Origin of the sequence: Burkholderia sp. MBR-1, assembly GCF_013822785.1 — a bacterium.
Taxonomy (GTDB): Bacteria; Pseudomonadota; Gammaproteobacteria; order Burkholderiales; family Burkholderiaceae; genus Burkholderia; species Burkholderia vietnamiensis.
On record NZ_CP053611.1, the window covers coordinates 1,163,010 to 1,181,003 of the forward strand.

Below are 17,994 nucleotides of genomic sequence, written 5' to 3' on the forward strand. Positions count from 1 at the left end.
CACCGGAAAGCCCCGCAAGCCCGCCATGGGTCGCTCAAGTACAATGCGAGCGGTTCGACCGACGGGGACGCGATGACCGGTACAGATTCACCTCCCGCCCAGCCTGGGCGTGCGCTGCCGTCGCCCAGCGCGACGGTGCCGATTTCGCTCGTCAACGGCTTTCTCGCGAGCGCGGGCGCGCAGCGCGACGTGGTCGAGCGCTACCTGCGCGGCGCCGGCATTCCGCTCGAACTGCTCGGCGAGCCGCATGCGCGCGTGACCGAAGATCAGTTCTCGACGCTGTACCGCACGCTCGCGATCGACCTCGACGACGAGATGCCCGGCATCTTCTCGCGCCCGCTGCGCCGCGGCACGCTGAAGTACCTGTGCCTGAGCCTGCTCGATGCGCGCAACCTCGGCACGGCGCTGTATCGTTTCGGCCAGTTCTTCCATCTGCTGCTCGACGACTTCTTCGTCGAATCGACGCGCGACGGCCTGGTCGCGCAGGTGCTGCTGCGTCCGAACCCGGCGATCGGCCCGATCGGCGCGCTCGGCCAGGAGCTGATGCTCAAGCTCGTGCACGGCGTGTGTTCCTGGCTGATCGGGCAGAAGATCCCGCTGCTGCGGATCGAATTCGCGTGCCCGCGTCCGCGGCATGCGATCGATCATCTGTACTTCTTCTCCGGCTCCGTGCAGTTCGACTGCGAGCGCACGCTGATGCGCTTCAGCGCCGACCTGCTCGACGTGCCGATCCGGCAGAGCAAGCGCAACCTGCGCAAGTTCCTCGCGCGAGCGCCGGGCGACTGGATCTTCGAATCGTTCAGCGAGCAGCTCGTCTGCCACCGCGTGCGGCAGTACCTGTCGGCGGCGCTGCCCGAGCTGCCGGTGATCGAGCGGGCGGCCGAACATCTGCATTGCTCAGTGCGCACGCTGAGCCGCCATCTGGCCGCCGAAGGCACCACCTTCCAGGCGCTCAAGGACGAGCTGCGACGCGACATCGCGATCCAGCGGCTCACCGATACGCTCGACACGATCGCGGCGATCGGCACCGATCTCGGCTTCGACGATCCGAGCGCGTTCCACCGCGCGTTTCGCCACTGGACCGGCAGTACGCCGGGCACGTACCGGCGGCGCGCGTAGCGCTTTCCCATAACCGGCATCCTTGCCGCGCTCCCATGGACGGCATCCCAGCCGGGCCGCCACCTTGCCGGCCCCGTACCGATGGCGCACATGCGCGTCGGCCCGTCGCGCATCGCTGCGGGACGGGCCGACGGTCATCGCATTCGTGCGCGGCGCAGGCCGGCGTGCCACCGGCCGCGCGCGCCGTCGCGATCAGGCTTTCAACGCGCCGAAGATTTCATTGAGCATCGACTTCGCGTCGCCGAACAACATGCGGTTGTTGTCCTTGTAGAACAGCGGATTGTCGACGCCGGCATAGCCGGACGCCATGCTGCGCTTCATCACGATCGACGTCTTCGCCTTCCACACCTCGAGCACCGGCATGCCCGCGATCGGGCTCGTCGGGTCGTCCTGCGCGGCCGGGTTCACGATGTCGTTCGCGCCGATCACCATCGACACGTCGGCGTCGGGGAAGTCGTCGTTGATCTCGTCCATCTCGAGCACGATGTCGTACGGCACCTTCGCTTCGGCGAGCAGCACGTTCATGTGGCCGGGCATGCGGCCCGCGACCGGGTGAATCGCGAAGCGCACGTCGACGCCCTTCTCGCGCAGCAGCTTGGTCAGCTCGAACACCGTGTGCTGCGCCTGCGCCACCGCCATCCCATAGCCGGGTACGATGATCACGCGCTTCGCTTCGCGCAGCAGCTCGGCCGTCTCCGTCGCGCTCACCGCGACGGCCTCGCCGGCCGGTTGCGCGGCGCCGCCCGCGGCGGCCGGTGCGCCCGCGCCGCTGCCGAAGCCGCCCGCGATCACGCTGATGAAATTGCGGTTCATCGCGCGGCACATGATGTACGACAGGATCGCACCGGACGAGCCGACCAGCGCGCCGATCACGATCAGCAGGTCGTTGCCCAACATGAAGCCGGTCGCGGCCGCGGCCCATCCCGAGTAGCTGTTGAGCATCGACACGACGACGGGCATGTCGGCGCCGCCGATCGCCATCACCATGTGCACGCCGAACAGCAGTGCGATCACCGTCATCACGACGAGCGGCAGCATGCCGTCCTGGATGGTTTCCGCATGCAGGAACGCGCGGCCGTAGTAGATCACGATCAGCAGCGCGGCGAGGTTCAGCCAGTGCCGTGCCGGCAGCAGCAGCGGCTTGCCGCCGATCTTGCCCGACAGCTTGCCGAACGCGACGATCGAGCCCGCGAAGGTGATCGCGCCGATCAGGATGCCGACGTAGATCTCCACCTCGTGGATCGCCTTCTCGGCGCCGACGAACTGCAGCGACGTGTCGACGTAGCTCGCGAAGCCGACCAGGCACGCGGCGAGGCCGACCAGGCTGTGCATCAGCGCGACCAGCTCCGGCATCTGCGTCATCTGCACTTTCTTCGCGGCATAGAGGCCGACCGCGCCGCCGACGACCAGCGCGGCGATCACGTACGGAATGCCCGCTGCCGACACGCGCGGCCCGGCGACGGTGGCCAGCACCGCGATCAGCATGCCGATCATCCCGAGCAGGTTGCCGCGGCGCGCGGTTTCAGGGTTGGCGAGCCCGCCGAGGCTCAGGATGAACAGGATCGCGGCGCCGATATAGGAGACGGTGGTCAGATTGGAAGTCATGGTTGTCGTCCCCTTATTTGCGGAACATCGCGAGCATGCGGCGCGTGACCGCGAAGCCGCCGAACATGTTGACGGCGGTGAGCGTCAGCGCGCCGACCGCGAGGCCGAGGATCAGCCCCGACGGACGATCGCCGGCATTGGCGAGCTCGGCCGTCGGCGGCGCGACCTGCACGAGCGCGCCGATCGCGATGATCGACGAGATCGCGTTGGTCACGCTCATCAGCGGCGTGTGCAGCGACGGCGTGACGTTCCAGATCACCATGTAGCCGACGAAGCACGCGAGCACGAACACCGTGAAGTGCGACAGGAAGCTGGCCGGCGCGAACTGGCCGACCAGCAGGAACGCGAGCGCGCCGACCGCGAACACGATCGCGAGCGCCTTGGCCGACATCGGCTCGCCGCTGTGGCCGTGGCCCTTGGACTTCGCCGGCGCGGCCGCGGCGGGTGCGGCGGCCGCGGGCTTGGGCGCGACGGCCGGCTGCTTGAGCGGCGGCGCCGGCCAGGTGACGTTGCCTTCCTTGATGACGGTCAGGCCGCGGATCGCATCGTCGTCGAAGTCGACGTCGATCGTGCCGTCCTTGCCCTTGCACAGCTCCTCGAGCACGCGCAGCAGGTTGGTCGCATACAGCGTGGACGACTGCCGCGACAGGCGCGACGCGAGGTCGGTATAGCCGACGATCGTCACGCCGTGGCGCACGACCGCCTCGCCGGGCACCGTCAGCTCGCAGTTGCCGCCCTGTTCGGCGGCCATGTCGACGATCACGCTGCCGGGCTTCATCGACTGCACCATCTCGGCGGTGATCAGCTTCGGCGCCGGCTTGCCGGGGATCAGCGCGGTCGTGATGATGATGTCGGCGTCCTTCGCCTGCTGCGCATACATCGCGCGCTGCGCCTGCTGGAAGCCTTCGCTCATCACCTTCGCGTAGCCGCCGCCGCCCGAGCCTTCCTCTTCGTAGTCGACCTTGACGAATTCGCCGCCCAGCGACTTCACCTGGTCGGCCACTTCGGCGCGCGTGTCGTTCGCACGCACGATCGCGCCGAGGCTCGCGGCCGTGCCGATCGCGGCGAGGCCGGCCACGCCCGCGCCGGCGATGAAAACCTTCGCCGGCGGGATTTTCCCGGCCGCCGTGACCTGCCCGTTCAGGAAGCGGCCGAACGCATGCGCGGCCTCGATCACCGCGCGGTAGCCGCTGATGCCGGCCATCGACGTCAGCGCGTCCATCTTCTGCGCGCGCGACAGCGTGCGCGGCAGCGAATCGATCGCGAGCACGGTCGCGCGCTTCGCCGCGAGCTGCTGCATCAGGTCGGGGTTCTGCGCCGGCCACACGAAACCGATCAGCATGCCGCCTTCGCGCATCAGCGCGACTTCGTCGGCGCTCGGCGGGCGCACCTTGAACACGATGTCGCTGCCGGACCACAGCTCGCCTGCCGTGGCGGCGATGCTCGCGCCGGCCGCGCGATAGGCGTCGTCGTCGAAGTTCGCGCCGGCACCGGCGCCGCTTTGCACGGCGACCGCAAACCCCAGCTTGATCAGTTTCTCGACCACCTCGGGCACGGTCGCAACGCGCCGTTCGCCGGTGGCTGTCTCCAGAGGAATCCCAATCTGTAGTGTCATGGTATGAAAGATGGGTGATGGCCATCGCGAAGCGCTCGGGCCGGTGCGTCAAGTTACCAGAATCATGCCTGTGTTTCGTGGACCGGTTGCGAGATTGCATCACAGGATGAACGGTCGTTCGCGGTGCGGCGCCGACGCGGTCCGGGCGCCGCGCGCCTGCGTCGGACAAGGGCAGCACGCGGTCGCATCGCGGCTGTCTTTTGCCGCGCCGCTGTGTTTCGTCGACGCGCGCGTCTCGGCGCGGCATCCGGATCGGCGACCGACGCGGCCAGTCTGCCGCGCATCGTGCAGCGCGGCACCGGCATGCGAAATGCGCAGCGCGCGCAGACCCTAGGGTTTTCCCATAGAAGGCGTCCATCGCGATGACCGGCGCGCCGCCCCGGCCGCCCGATCGGCGTGCCGTGGCCGCGTCGGCCCCGTGGAAATCCGCGTCGGCACACGCTGCGCAAGGGCCGGGTTCGGGTGTCGGCATGCGCGCATCGTGTGGCCGGTTTTGTCACTATCTGGGCCGGATATGACAGTGGGAAACGGCCGCGTCGGCATTACGATGGGCCACGACGTCGCCTGGTGCTGGCCGGTTTTGCCGCAGCCGCGCGGGCCGCGCGCTTCATTCACTGCCTGATTTGGAACAACGACCATGAGCTATAACGCCCCCGTCAAGGACATGCTGTTCGTGCTGAAGGAACTCGCGGGCATCGACACCGTTGCGCAGCTGCCCGGCTTCGAGGACGCCGGCTACGACACCGCGCAGGCCGTGCTGGACGAGTCCGCGAAATTCTGCGGCGAGGTGCTGGCGCCGCTGAACGTCGACGGCGACCGCAACCCGAGCAGCTGGAAGGACGGCGCCGTGACGGCGACGCCCGGTTTCGGCGCCGCGTTCCGCCAGTTCGTCGAAGGCGGCTGGCAGGGCCTGCAACACCCGGTCGAGTACGACGGTCAGGGGCTGCCGAAGCTGATCGCGACGCCGTGCATCGAGATGCTGAACGCGGCGAACCTGTCGTTCGCGTTGTGCCCGCTGCTCACCGACGGCGCGATCGAAGCGCTGCTGACGGCCGGCACCGACGAGCAGAAGCAGCGCTACGTGCCGAAGCTGATTTCGGGCGAGTGGACGGGCACGATGAACCTGACCGAGCCGCAGGCCGGTTCGGACCTCGCGCTGGTGCGCTCGCGCGCCGAGCCGCAGGGCGACGGCACGTACAAGGTGTTCGGCACCAAGATCTTCATCACGTGGGGCGAGCACGACATGGCGGACAACATCGTCCACCTGGTGCTCGCGCGTACGCCGAACGCGCCGGAAGGCGTGAAGGGCATCTCGCTGTTCATCGTGCCGAAATTCCTGGTCAACGAAGACGGCTCGCTCGGCGCCCGCAACGACGTGCACTGCGTGTCGATCGAGCACAAGCTCGGCATCAAGGCGAGCCCGACCGCGGTGCTGCAATACGGCGACCACGGCGGCGCGATCGGTTACCTCGTCGGCGAGGAGAACCGCGGCCTCGAATACATGTTCATCATGATGAACGCGGCGCGCTTCGGCGTCGGCATGCAGGGGATCGGCGTGGCCGACCGCGCGTACCAGAAGGCCGCGGCCTTCGCGAAGGAGCGCGTGCAGAGCCGCCCGGTCGACGGATCGGCGAAGCAGTCGGTGACCATCATCCACCACCCGGACGTGCGCCGGATGCTCGGCACGATGCGCGCGCTGACCGAAGGCGCGCGCGCGCTCGCGTACGTCGCGGCCGCGCACAGCGACATTGCACACCGCCATGCGGACGACGCGACGCGCACGCGCCATCAGGCGATCTACGAATATCTGGTGCCGATCGTGAAGGGCTGGAGCACCGAGATGGTCAACGACGTTGCGAGCCTCGGCGTGCAGGTGCACGGCGGGATGGGCTTCATCGAGGAAACCGGCGCGGCGCAGTATTACCGCGATGGGCGGATCCTCGCGATCTACGAAGGCACGACCGCGATCCAGGCGAACGACCTGGTCGGCCGCAAGACGCTGCGCGACGGCGGTGCGGTCGCGAAGGCGCTGATCGCGGAGATCGACGCAACCGTCGCGGCGCTCGGCAAGGTCGACGGCGCGGCCGCCGCATCGATGAAGGCGCAGCTCGAGAAGGGCGCGCGCGCGCTGTCGGCGGTGGTGGACTACGTGCTCGCCAATGCGAAGCAGGACCCGAACGCGGTGTTCGCGGGCAGCGTGCCTTACCTGAAGCTGGCGGGCGTCGTGCTGTGCGGATGGCAGATGGCGCGTGCGCTGCTCGCGGCCGACGCGAACCGCGCGAGCGACGTGACGTTCTACGACGCGAAGATCGCGATCGCCCAATGCTATGCGGAACACGTGCTCGTGCAGGCCGGTGCGCTCGAAGCGTCGATCGTCGGCGCGAAGGGTAACCAGAGCGTGCTCGCGCTGACGGAAGACCAGTTCTGACCGCCACGGTCGGAGCGCAGGAGGAGACAGTATTTTGACCACCCAGGACTTGCTCGCGCAATACGGCCCGCGCGAATCGATGGAATACGACGTCGTGATCGTCGGCGGCGGCCCCGCCGGGCTGTCGGCGGCGATCCGGCTCAAGCAGCTGGCCGCCGAGAAAGGCGCCGAGATCGGCGTGTGCGTGCTCGAGAAGGGTTCCGAGATCGGCGCGCACATCCTGTCGGGCGCGGTGATGGACCCGCGCGCGATCACCGAGCTGTTCCCCGACTGGAAGGAACGCGGCGCGCCGCTCACCGTCGAGGTGACCGAGGACCGCTTCCTGTTCCTGTCCGAGCAGAGTGCGATCACGACGCCGAACTGGGCGTTGCCCGACAACTTCAAGAATCACGGCAACTACGTGATCTCGCTGGGTAACGTCACGCGCTGGCTCGGCACGCAGGCCGAAGCGCTCGGCGTCGAGATCTTCCCCGGCTTTCCGGCCGCGGAGATCCTCTACGACGACGACGGCTCGGTGAAGGGCGTCGCCACCGGCAACATGGGCGTGGGCAAGGACGGCGAGCCGACCGAGAACTTCCAGCTCGGCATGGAACTGCACGCGAAGTACACGCTGTTCGCCGAAGGCTGCCGCGGTCATCTGGGCCGCCAGCTGATCTCGAAGTTCAAGCTCGACGCGAACGCCGATCCGCAGGCGTATGGGATCGGCATCAAGGAGCTGTGGGAAATCGATCCGGCGAAACACAAGCCGGGCCTCGTGATCCACACGGCCGGCTGGCCGCTGAAGTCGGATACCTACGGCGGCTCGTTCCTGTACCACATGGACAACAATCAGGTCGTGGTCGGCTTCGTGGTCGGCCTCGGCTACACGAACCCGTACCTGTCGCCGTTCGAGGAGTTCCAGCGCTACAAGACGCATCCGTCGATCCGCGCATTCCTCGAAGGCGGCAAGCGCGTGTCGTACGGTGCACGTGCGATCACCGCGGGCGGGCTGCTGTCGTTGCCGAAGACTGTGTTCCCGGGCGGCGCGCTGATCGGCGACGACGCGGGCTTTTTGAACGCGTCGCGGATCAAGGGCAGCCACGCGGCGATCAAGACTGGCATGCTGGCCGCCGACGCGGCGTTCGATGCGGTGCAGGCCGGCCGCCAGTCGGACGAGCTGCACGCCTACCCGGACGCATTCCGGCAGTCGTGGCTGTACACCGAGCTGTACCGCGCGCGCAACTTCAAGCAGTGGATGGCCAAGGGGCTGTACCTCGGCACGCTGATGGTCGGGCTCGAGCAGAAGGTGATGGGCGGCAACGTGCCGTGGACGCTGCACCACAAGCATGCGGACCACGAGATGCTGAAGCCCGCGTCGCAATGCACGCCGATCGAGTATCCGAAGCCGGACGGCAAGCTGACGTTCGACCGGCTGTCGTCGGTGTTCATCTCGAACACGAACCACGAGGAGAACCAGCCGGCGCACTTGACGCTGAAGGACGCGAGCGTGCCGGTGAACGTGAACCTGCGCACCTACGCAGGGCCGGAGGGACGGTTCTGCCCGGCGGCGGTATACGAGTTCGTGAAGAACGACGACGGCAGCGACCGCCTCGTGATCAACGCGCAGAACTGCGTGCACTGCAAGACCTGCGACATCAAGGACCCGACGCAGAACATCGTGTGGGTCACGCCGGAAGGCGGTGGCGGGCCGAATTATCCGAACATGTAATGCAATTCATGGTCGCGCCCGCAGGCGCGACCGAACCGGAGTGAGACGATGAGCAATGCAGCGAAGGAAGTCGTGGTGGTGAGCGCGGTCCGTACCGCGATCGGCGATTTCGGCGGGAGCCTGAAGGACTTCTCGCCGACCGATCTCGGCGCGAAGGTCGTCGGCGAAGTGCTGGCGCGCGCCAACGTGCCGGGCGATGCGGTCGGCCACGTGGTGTTCGGCCACGTCGTGAACACCGAGCCGAAGGACATGTATCTGGCGCGGGTGGCGGCGGTCAACGGCGGCGTGGCGCAGCACACGCCCGCGCTGACCGTGAACCGTCTGTGCGGCTCGGGCCTGCAGGCGATCGTGTCGGCGGCGCAGACGATCATGCTCGGCGATGCCGAGGTCGCGATCGCCGGCGGCTCGGAAAACATGAGCCGCGCGCCGTACACCGTGCCGTCCGCGCGGTTCGGGCAGCGCATGGGCGATGCGAAGCTGATCGACATGATGCTCGGCGCGCTGCACGACCCGTTCCAGACGATCCACATGGGCGTGACGGCCGAGAACGTCGCACGCAAGTACGGCATCTCGCGCGACGCGCAGGATGCGCTCGCGCTCGAATCGCATCGCCGCGCGGCGCGCGCGATCGCGGAAGGCCGCTTCAAGGATCAGATCCTGCCGATCTCGATCCGCACGAAGAAGGGCGAAGTCGCGTTCGACACCGACGAGCACGTGCGCCACGACGCCGGCCCCGACGATTTCACGAAGCTCAAGCCGGTGTTCGTCAAGGAAGAGGGCACGGTGACGGCCGGTAACGCGTCGGGCATCAACGATGCGGCCGCCGCGGTGCTGATGATGAGCGCCGACGCTGCACGCGCGCAGGGCGCGAAACCGCTCGCGCGCCTGGTTGCGTATGCGCATGCGGGCGTCGATCCGGCCTACATGGGCATCGGGCCGGTACCGGCCACGCAGAAGGTGCTCCAGCGCGCCGGCCTGACGGTCGCCGATCTCGACGTGATCGAGGCGAACGAGGCGTTCGCCGCGCAGGCGTGCGCGGTGACGCAGGAACTCGGGCTCGATCCCGCCAAGGTGAACCCGAACGGCTCGGGCATCTCGCTCGGTCACCCGATCGGCGCGACCGGCGCATTGATCACCGTCAAGGCGCTGTATGAACTCAAGCGCATCGGCGGCCGTTACGCGCTCGTGACGATGTGTATCGGCGGCGGTCAGGGCATTGCCGCGATCTTCGAGAATATTTGATAATCGGGGCGCACAGCACCCGAACACACAGGAATCGTCATGACCATCGAAACCGTCGGCGTCGTGGGCGCCGGAACCATGGGCAACGGCATTGCGCAAACCGCGGCCGTTGCAGGACTCAACGTCGTGATGATCGACGTCAGCGACGCGGCGCTCGACAAGGGCCTCGCGACACTGAAGGGCAGCCTCGAGCGGCTCGTGTCGAAGGACAAGCTCGAGGCCGGCGCGCGCGACGCGGCGCTCGCGCGCATCACGACGTCGACCGATTACGCGAAGCTGGCTGCGGTCGACATCGTGATCGAAGCCGCGACCGAGAACGTCGAGCTGAAGGGCCGCATCCTGAAGCAGATCGAGTCGGTCGCACGGCCCGACGCGATCATCGCGACCAACACGTCGTCGATCTCGATCACCTCGCTCGCCGCGCTGCTCGCCGATTCGTCGCGCTTCATCGGCATGCACTTCTTCAACCCGGTGCCGCTGATGCCGCTCGTCGAGATCATCCGCGGGCTGCAGACGAGCGACGCGACCGCGAGCGCGGTGCGCGCGCTGACCGAGCGTTTCGACAAGTCGCCGATCGGCGTGCGCAACTCGCCGGGCTTCGTCGTGAACCGGATCCTGGTGCCGATGATCAACGAAGCGTTCTTCGTGCTGGCCGAAGGCATCGCGACGGCCGAGGAGATCGACGCCGGCATGAAGCTCGGCGCGAGCCATCCGATCGGGCCGCTCGCGCTGGCCGATCTGGTCGGGCTCGACGTCTGCCTCGCGGTGATGGACGTGTTCCTGAAGGACTTCGGCGACACCAAGTATCGCGCGTGCCCGCTGCTGCGCGAGATGGTGTCGGCCGGGCGCCTCGGACGCAAGACCGGCCGCGGCGTGTACGACTACAGCAAGTAAGCGCTGCGCTAAGGTTGATCGATGCGGCCGCCTTCGGGCGGCCGTATTCGTTTGCGGCAACCGTGGCGCGCGATCGTCGCGCGCCCGGCAGGCATGCGGATTGCGCGGCGCGATGGACCCAACCGTTTCGGAGGTCGTCCATGAACCCGCTCTCGATACGGCGGCCGGTGCTCGCGATCTGTGCGTGCGCAACGTTTGCTCTCGGCTCGAACGCTGGGTCGACTGCATCGGCTGCATCGGCCGCGCCCGACGTGTCCGTCAGCCGTGCGGATTACGGCACCACCGCGGCCGGCCAGCCGGTCAGCCAGTACACGCTCGCCAACGCGCACGGCGTGACGCTGAAGATCATCACGTACGGCGGCATCGTGACGGCGCTCGACGTGCCGGACCGCAACGGCAAGCCCGCCGATATCGTGCTCGGCTTCGATTCGCTGCGCGACTACGAGGCGCACAACGGCAACATCCATTTCGGTGCGTTGATCGGCCGCTATGCGAACCGCATCGCACGCGGGCGCTTCGTGCTCGACGGCAAGACCTGGACGCTGCCGGTCAACGATCCGCCGAATACGCTGCATGGCGGCCCCGATAGTTTCGACGCGAAGGTGTGGACGGTGACGCGCACGCGCAGCGACGCCGACGGTTCGAGCGTGACGCTGCGTTACGTGAGCCCCGATGGCGAAAACGGCTTCCCCGGCACGCTGACCACCGACGTGACCTACACGCTGACGCGCGACGACCTGATCCGCATCGACTATCGCGCGACGACGGACCGGGAGACGGTCGTCAACCTGACCAACCACAGCTATTTCAATCTGGCGGGGCACGACGGCGGCAGTGTCGAACGGCAACTGATCGAGATCGCCGCGGCGCGCTTCACGCCGACCGATGCGACGTCGATTCCGACCGGCGCGCTCGCGAGCGTGGTAGGCACGCCGATGGACCTGCGCCAGCTGACGCCGATCGGCGCGCATCTGCGCGACCGCGATCCGCAGCTCGCCATCGCGCACGGTTACGACCAGAACTGGGTGCTCGACCACGGCGGCCAGCCCGCGCCGGCGTTCGCCGCGCGTGCGTTCGATCCGGCATCGGGGCGGTTTCTGGAGGTCTACACGACGCAGCCGGGGCTGCAGTTCTATACGTCCAACGGGTTGAACGGCAGCGTCGCCGGCAAGAGCGGCACGCTTTACCGGCAGACCGACGCGTTCGCGCTGGAGGCCGAGCATTTTCCCGATTCGCCGAACCGGCCGGCGTTCCCGACGACCGTGCTCAAACCCGGCGAGACGCTGCATGAGGTGACGGTGTGGAGGGTGGGGGCGCGGTGAAGGGGGGCGATCGGGCAACTGCGTCGCATGCGTTGCTCAATGCGACGCCACGAACACCGCGCCGTCGAACGGCTCGGGCAGCGCGAAGCTCGCGCGCATGCGCTTCGCTTCCTGCGCGGGCGTCAGTCCGAACAGCCGTTTGAACTCGCGGCTGAACTGCGACGGGCTCGTATAACCGACCGCATAGGCCGCCGCTTCCGCCGTCAGATCCTGACGCACCATCAGAAGACGCGCCTGATGCAGCCGCGTCGATTTCAGGTACTGCATCGGCGACGCATGCGTGATCGCCTTGAAGTGGCTGTGAAAGCTCGGCACGCTCATGCCGGCCTCGGCCGCAAGCCGCCGCACGTCGAGCGCGCGCGCATAGTCGGCGTGAATTACACGCAGCGATCGGCCGATCCGGCCGAACTGTCCGCGCATCGCCAGCGCGCTTCTCAGCGCGCCGCCCTGCGCACCGGTCAGCACGCGGAAATACAGCTCGCGCAGTAGCGCCGGCCCGAGCACCGCCGCTTCGAGCGGTCGGTGCATCGCGTCGACGAAACGCAGCACGCTCGCGTGCATCGCTTCGTCCATCGGCGTCGACATCATGCTCCTGGGCGCCTCTACGGGCGCCGCGCCGCCTTCCCGATCGATCTGCGCCGCCAGCTCGGCGGCCATCGTCAAATCGACGTGCAGGTACAACGCGAGCAGCGGGCGCTCCGCGGTGGCGTCGGTTTCCATGCTGAACGGCACGGGCACCGACACGGCCAGGTAATGGTCCTCGTCGTACAGATAGCATTCGCCGCCGAAGTAGCCGCGCTTGCGGCCCTGGCACACGATCACGATGCCAGGGTCGTACAGCACCGGCGTACGCGACAGCGCACGGTCCGAGCGCAGGATGCGCACGCTCGGCAGCGCGGTCGCGTTGTAGCCCTCGTGCGGCGCCAGCGCGCGCAGCAGCGCGATCAGCCGCGCGCGGCGCTGCGCCGGCGGCGACGGTGACGGCGATGACAGTGACGTGGTGATGGCGCTCATAGCTTTAGGCAAGAATCTCAGCGGAATCGGCGTTATTCGTCGCAGGCCCTCAGACTAGCATGCATGCCGTGATCGACTTTCTGGAGAACTTCACATGGCATCAGGCACCATCATGCTCATCACCGGCGTGAGCAGCGGCTTCGGCCGGGCGTTGGCGCAGCAGGCGTTGGCGGCGGGGTACACGGTGGTCGGCACCGTGAGAAGCGACGATGCGCGGCGCGCGTTCGAAGCGCTGTCCCCGCAGGCGGCCATCGGCCGCGTGCTCGACGTGACCGACTTCGAGCGCATCGACCGCGTGGTCGCGGACCTCGAGGCGAGCGTCGGGCCCGTCGACGTGCTGGTCAACAATGCCGGCTACGGACACGAAGGCATCGTGGAGGAGGCGCCGCTCGCGGAGCTGCGCCGGCAATTCGACGTGAACGTGTTCGGCGCCGTCGCGATGACGAAGGCCGTCGTGCCGTTCATGCGCACACGCCGGCGCGGCCGCATCCTGAACATCACGTCGATGGGCGGGCACATCACGATGCCGGGCATCGCCTATTACTGCGGCAGCAAGTTCGCGCTCGAAGGAATCTCCGAAGCGCTCGGCAAGGAGCTCGCGCCGTTCGGCATCGCGGTGACGGCCGTCGCACCGGGCTCGTTCCGCACCGACTGGGCCGGCCGTTCGATGACGCGGACGCCGCGCTCGATCGCCGATTACGACGCGCTCTTCGATCCGGTCCGGCAGGCGCGCGAACGCAACAGCGGCCGGCAATTGGGCGATCCCGTGAAGGCCGCGCAGGCGATGCTCGCCGTCATCGAAGCCGACGCTCCGCCGGCCCATCTGCTGCTCGGCAGCGACGCGCTGCGCCTCGTGCGCGCCAAATGGGCGGCGTTGCAGGACGATATCCGAGCATGGGAGCTATTGACGGTGTCGACCGACGGCTGATGAGTGGGCGCGCCGCCGCGCAAGCGTCGCGGCTTCGCACGGTTAGTTGCGCAAAAGAGTGTGCGCTGGCTGGCTGTTGGGCGCCGCTGCATGCGCTCATGTATTTGGCTTCATGACGCGGTCGCAGTTTTCCGCTACAACGAAGAGGTGCCGAATCGCCCGGCGCGGCATGTGCCGTCGCGCCGCAACTCGATCCCGCCATCCGCGAGGATGGTCCGCCGGCATGCGACGTCCACCTACCCCAAAGGAGCCTGCAGCCATGCCGTACATCACTACGAAGGACCACGTCGACATCTTCTACAAGGACTGGGGCGCCAAGGACGCCCAGCCGATCATGTTCCACCATGGCTGGCCGCTGTCTTCCGACGACTGGGATGCGCAGATGCTGTTCTTCGTGCAACGCGGCTTTCGCGTGATCGCGCACGACCGCCGCGGCCACGGGCGCTCGGCGCAGGTGTCGGACGGCCACGACATGGATCACTACGCGGCCGATGCGTTCGCGGTGGTCGAAGCGCTCGACCTGCGCAACGCGGTGCACGTCGGCCACTCGACCGGCGGCGGCGAGGTCGCGCGCTATGTGGCGCGGCACGGCGAGCCGGCCGGCCGCGTCGCGAAGGCGGTGCTGGTCAGCGCGGTGCCGCCGCTGATGCTCAAGACCGACGCGAATCCGGAGGGGCTGCCGCTCGAGGTCTTCGACGGCTTCCGCAAGGCGCTCGCCGACAACCGCGCGCAGTTCTTCCTCGATGTGCCGTCCGGCCCGTTCTACGGCTTCAACCGGCCCGGCGCGACGGTGCATCAGGGCGTGATCCAGAACTGGTGGCGCCAGGGGATGATCGGCAGCGCGAAGGCGCACTACGACGGGATCAAGGCGTTCTCCGAAACCGACCAGACGGAAGACCTGCGGTCGATCTCGGTGCCGACGCTGGTGCTGCACGGCGAGGACGACCAGATCGTGCCGATCGCAGACGCGGCGCTGAAGTCGATCAAGCTGCTGAAGAACGGCACGCTGAAAACCTATCCCGGCTATTCGCACGGGATGCTGACGGTCAACGCGGACGTCCTCAACGCCGACCTGCTGGCGTTCGTCCAGGCGTAACCAGCTAGCGGCGGCGCGGCGCAGCCCCGGCGGGCGGCGCCACCGCTGCATAGCCGCGCGTTAGCCGTTGCGCAGAAACACGACGTAGCCGCGGAACCACGGATTGGCCGCGAGGTACGGCGGCGCGTCCCACTCGCCGCCCTGGATCACGCCGATGCGAAACGGCAGCGCGAGCCGCGCGACGCGCGGCAGGTACGCGGCGTAATCGGGGATCGTGCTGCGCCCCTGATACGTCTGCACGACCACCTCGTCGACGATTCCCCTGAGCTGGTTGACCTGATCGGTGTCGATGCGGCTGCTCCAGTCGAGCAGCCCGGTGATGCTGAGCCGGCATTCGGCGGGCAGCGTTTGGCGCAGCGTCCGCAGAAATTCGACGTAGTCCTGCAGATGGCGCGTGCGTGCGTCGAAGTCGATCTGGATGCCGGCGATGGTGCGGCCCGACGCGCGCCAGCGTTCGAGCTGCGCGAGCATGATCTGCGACACGCGCGGCGTCCAGCGCAGCGTGTGCGCGCGGTAGACGAGCCACACGCGCGCGTTCGGCGCGCGCGGCAGCGCGACGCCCTGCGCGATGACGCGCACCTGCGAGTCGTCGCGCGGCGACGCTTCGATCTGCCCGAGCAGCACGTACACGGTGCGCGCGCCGCTCACCACCGGCTGCGGCTTCACGCCGGCCCACAGCCAGAACGCGTCGTAGTCGCGCGCATCGACGGTGCCGCCCAGCGCCGCGCGGGCCGCCAGCAGCAGCGCGACGCACGCGAGCCGCCTCATGCGGCGCTCACCAGTAGTAGCGCAGCTTGCGCGCCCAGGGGGTGCCCGCATAGCTGGTCTTCAGCGTGTCGAACCAGCGCTTGCGCGCGCTCTTCGGTACGTCCTTGCCGCCGCATTCGTTGGAGCCGGCCGGCGCATAGCAGTTGACCGCCCGGTACAGCGCATACGCGCGATCGTTCGGGTTCGCCTGAGCATCGGCGATCACCGTCACGTAGCTCGACATCCGCTCGTACGGCTTGCCCGCGAACTGCGACGGCGCGTCACCGAGCGTCGGCGGCACGCGCGTGGCGGCGGCGGCCGGCGCGCTGCGCAGCCACGCCGGGATCGCATAGCCTTCGATGCCGGCTGCGGGCGGATGAAGGCGCACGAAGTCCGCAAGGCAGTTGAGCGCTGGCGCGTCGGCGGGGTTTTGCTGCAGCGCCGCGGCGATGTCGCGCGCGGACGGGCACACGTAGCCGTCCGCATTGCGCGCGCCGGACGCGACGAACGGCTTCAGCGGATCGGCCGGCGCACCGGACACCAGCGCGGTATCCGCGACGAAGTCGGCGTAGCGGCCGCGCGTGAGCTCCTTGTACAGCAGCGTGTACAGCGCGGTGTCGCGCAGCGCCGCGCTGGTCGCCTGATTCTGCGCCTGCGTGCGCAGCAGCGCCGCCCCGGCCGTACGCTGCAACAGCACGGCGCGGATCGCCGCGTTCTGAACCGGCGAATCGGCGGCGAACGCGTCGTCGACGCGCCCGGCCTGTTCGAGATTGATCGCGAGCGCGAGTTCGAGTGCCTCGCGCTGGAAGCGCAGGGTCGCGAGCGGGATCAGGTCGCGCCACAGCTGACGCGCCTGATCGGCCTTGCCGCTGTCCTCCAGCGCGAAGCCGCGCAGCGCCTGCTGGCTCAGTCCGAAGTAGTCGAGCGGCGCGGCCGGCGCCTGCGGCAGCAGTGCGAGCGCGGCATCGGGCTTGTGTCCGATCTGCAGATACCAGGTCGCGACCAGATAGTCGTACAGCGCCGGCGCGTTCGCGAAGCGCGGCTTCTGCGCCTGCAGATCGTCCAGCGTCAGCGGCTTGTTGCGGCTCGGGTCCGTGCTGTCCGACGTGCGCATGCGCAGTAGATCGACGGTTGCGAGCACGGTCGGCGACTGGATCCGGCTCGCGTCGAATTCCGGCCCGAACAGCAGCTTGCTGTCGAGTTCGTTCGCGAGCTGTATCAGCGGCACGTTCGACGTCGCGGGCGACCAGTGCGCGAGCGCGTGACCGTACAGGTCGGCCTGCTGCGTGACGTTGCCGCCGAGCCACGCGATGCGCCGCAACAGCCCGGTCGCGGACACCGCGTAGTCGCCCTGCGGATAGATCTTCAGGTAGGTGCGAAACACGGTGTCGGCGGCGTCGAGCGACACCTTCGTCACGCGTGCGCGCGACGGCGCCGGGTTGTCGTTGTCGAATGCGTTGGCCTGCGCGGCGTTCAGCTGCGCCCGCCCGGTCATGTAGAGCGCGGTTTCCTTCAGCCACGGGTTCGCGCTGTGCGACGCGCTCGCGAACGCGCGCGTCGCGGTGAGGAAGTCGGCGCGATAGAACGCGTTGGTGCCGTCGAGGTAGGTCGCGAAGTCGCGGGCGAGCGCCGATTTGACCGGCGGTCGCGTCCAGGAGGCGGTCGCGCCGCCGGCGGCGCAGGTCTTCTGCGCGATGTCGGCGCGGGCGGCGCGCAGGCGCGCGGCTTCGCCGGCGGGAAGGCCGGCCGTGCCGCTCAGGGCGTCGTTGAACGCTTGCGCGCCCGACTCCATGCTGCGGCAGATGCTGCCTTCGCCGTCGGCGTACCGGTTCGACGATGGATCGGCGTCCTGTCCGTCGCCGGTCTTGTCGGGCGACTTCTGGCCGATATAGATCCAGCCGGAAAAATCCATCGGGAACGGCACGACGATCTGGTTGATCCGCTCCTTCGCCGGGATCGTCTTCGGGTCCGGGAACACCTGCGCGACCTTGCGGCTTTCGACCATCATCAGCAGCGCGTTGATCCGCGTGTCGTTGCCGGGGCTCAGCATCGGCACGTTGCCGCACGAGTAGGCGCCCTGCCGCAGCGTGAGCTGCACGTCGCAGGTGTCGTCGGAGCTGGCATGGGCGGCGGGAACGCAAAGCAGGCTGGCCGTCAGCGCGGCGAGCAGGTTGCGGTGCAGCGTCAGGGTGATTGGCATTTTTCTTGTGCTTGGATGGGGGCGCGACGGCCGGTTCTCTCAGGAGGATTTCGCCTCGGCGCGTATCGTACATCAC

Annotated in this window: 13 protein-coding genes; 8 read left to right on the forward strand and 5 right to left on the reverse strand. The window is 68.2% G+C overall.

Annotation, left to right across the window (positions count from 1 at the left end; translation table 11 throughout):
- Positions 1-72 precede the first annotated feature (72 nt).
- Positions 73-1,119, forward strand: a complete 1,047-nt coding sequence (locus MBR110_RS29490; RefSeq protein ID WP_041494422.1) for an AraC family transcriptional regulator — start codon at positions 73-75, stop codon at positions 1,117-1,119.
- Between the two features lie 192 nt (positions 1,120-1,311).
- Here MBR110_RS29490 and pntB read toward each other — a convergent pair whose 3' ends face one another.
- Together pntB and MBR110_RS29500 are read right to left on the reverse strand one after the other, a co-directional pair.
- On the reverse strand, positions 1,312-2,724 hold the full coding sequence (pntB, locus tag MBR110_RS29495; protein ID WP_014725601.1) for a Re/Si-specific NAD(P)(+) transhydrogenase subunit beta: 1,413 nt from the start codon (positions 2,722-2,724) through the stop codon (positions 1,312-1,314).
- Between the two features lie 13 nt (positions 2,725-2,737).
- Complete coding sequence (locus MBR110_RS29500; RefSeq protein ID WP_059696566.1) at positions 2,738-4,339, reverse strand: Re/Si-specific NAD(P)(+) transhydrogenase subunit alpha; 1,602 nt, start codon at positions 4,337-4,339, stop codon at positions 2,738-2,740.
- A 637-nt stretch (positions 4,340-4,976) separates the two neighbouring features.
- Between MBR110_RS29500 and MBR110_RS29505 the strand changes: the two genes are divergently transcribed.
- The 5 genes from MBR110_RS29505 to MBR110_RS29525 all read left to right on the forward strand — a co-directional run bounded on the left by MBR110_RS29505 (position 4,977) and on the right by MBR110_RS29525 (position 11,933).
- A complete protein-coding gene (locus tag MBR110_RS29505; RefSeq protein WP_011879790.1) occupies positions 4,977-6,767 on the forward strand; it encodes an acyl-CoA dehydrogenase in 1,791 nt (596 codons plus the stop codon).
- A 79-nt stretch (positions 6,768-6,846) separates the two neighbouring features.
- Positions 6,847-8,475, forward strand: coding sequence for an electron transfer flavoprotein-ubiquinone oxidoreductase (locus MBR110_RS29510; RefSeq protein ID WP_408913053.1), 1,629 nt, complete (start codon positions 6,847-6,849; stop codon positions 8,473-8,475).
- Between the two features lie 48 nt (positions 8,476-8,523).
- A complete protein-coding gene (gene bktB / locus MBR110_RS29515; protein WP_011879792.1) occupies positions 8,524-9,717 on the forward strand; it encodes a beta-ketothiolase BktB in 1,194 nt (397 codons plus the stop codon).
- 39 nt (positions 9,718-9,756) lie between these two features.
- Positions 9,757-10,611, forward strand: coding sequence for a 3-hydroxybutyryl-CoA dehydrogenase (locus tag MBR110_RS29520; RefSeq protein ID WP_011879793.1), 855 nt, complete (start codon positions 9,757-9,759; stop codon positions 10,609-10,611).
- Positions 10,612-10,751: 140 nt separating this feature from the next.
- Positions 10,752-11,933, forward strand: a complete 1,182-nt coding sequence (locus MBR110_RS29525; protein ID WP_181709615.1) for an aldose epimerase family protein — start codon at positions 10,752-10,754, stop codon at positions 11,931-11,933.
- A 36-nt stretch (positions 11,934-11,969) separates the two neighbouring features.
- Here the strand turns inward: MBR110_RS29525 and MBR110_RS29530 are convergent, their stop codons facing one another.
- Positions 11,970-12,947, reverse strand: coding sequence for an AraC family transcriptional regulator (locus MBR110_RS29530; protein WP_051974516.1), 978 nt, complete (start codon positions 12,945-12,947; stop codon positions 11,970-11,972).
- Positions 12,948-13,041: 94 nt separating this feature from the next.
- On the opposite strand from MBR110_RS29530, the gene MBR110_RS29535 reads away from it, so the two are divergent.
- Together MBR110_RS29535 and MBR110_RS29540 are read left to right on the forward strand one after the other, a co-directional pair.
- Positions 13,042-13,875 carry an oxidoreductase gene (locus MBR110_RS29535; protein WP_181709616.1) on the forward strand — a complete coding sequence of 278 codons (834 nt, stop codon included), beginning with the start codon at positions 13,042-13,044 and terminating at the stop codon, positions 13,873-13,875.
- Between the two features lie 259 nt (positions 13,876-14,134).
- Positions 14,135-14,971 (forward strand): alpha/beta fold hydrolase, encoded by an 837-nt coding sequence (locus MBR110_RS29540; RefSeq protein ID WP_034195604.1) that lies wholly within the window; start codon positions 14,135-14,137, stop codon positions 14,969-14,971.
- 60 nt (positions 14,972-15,031) lie between these two features.
- On the opposite strand, the gene MBR110_RS29545 is transcribed toward MBR110_RS29540, so the two are convergent.
- Entirely contained in the window at positions 15,032-15,739 is a 708-nt protein-coding gene (locus tag MBR110_RS29545) for a DUF3142 domain-containing protein (RefSeq protein ID WP_034195605.1), read from the reverse strand.
- A gap of 7 nt (positions 15,740-15,746) precedes the next feature.
- Complete coding sequence (locus MBR110_RS29550) at positions 15,747-17,918, reverse strand: hypothetical protein (RefSeq protein WP_059463923.1); 2,172 nt, start codon at positions 17,916-17,918, stop codon at positions 15,747-15,749.
- Between the last annotated feature and the right edge of the window lie 76 nt (positions 17,919-17,994).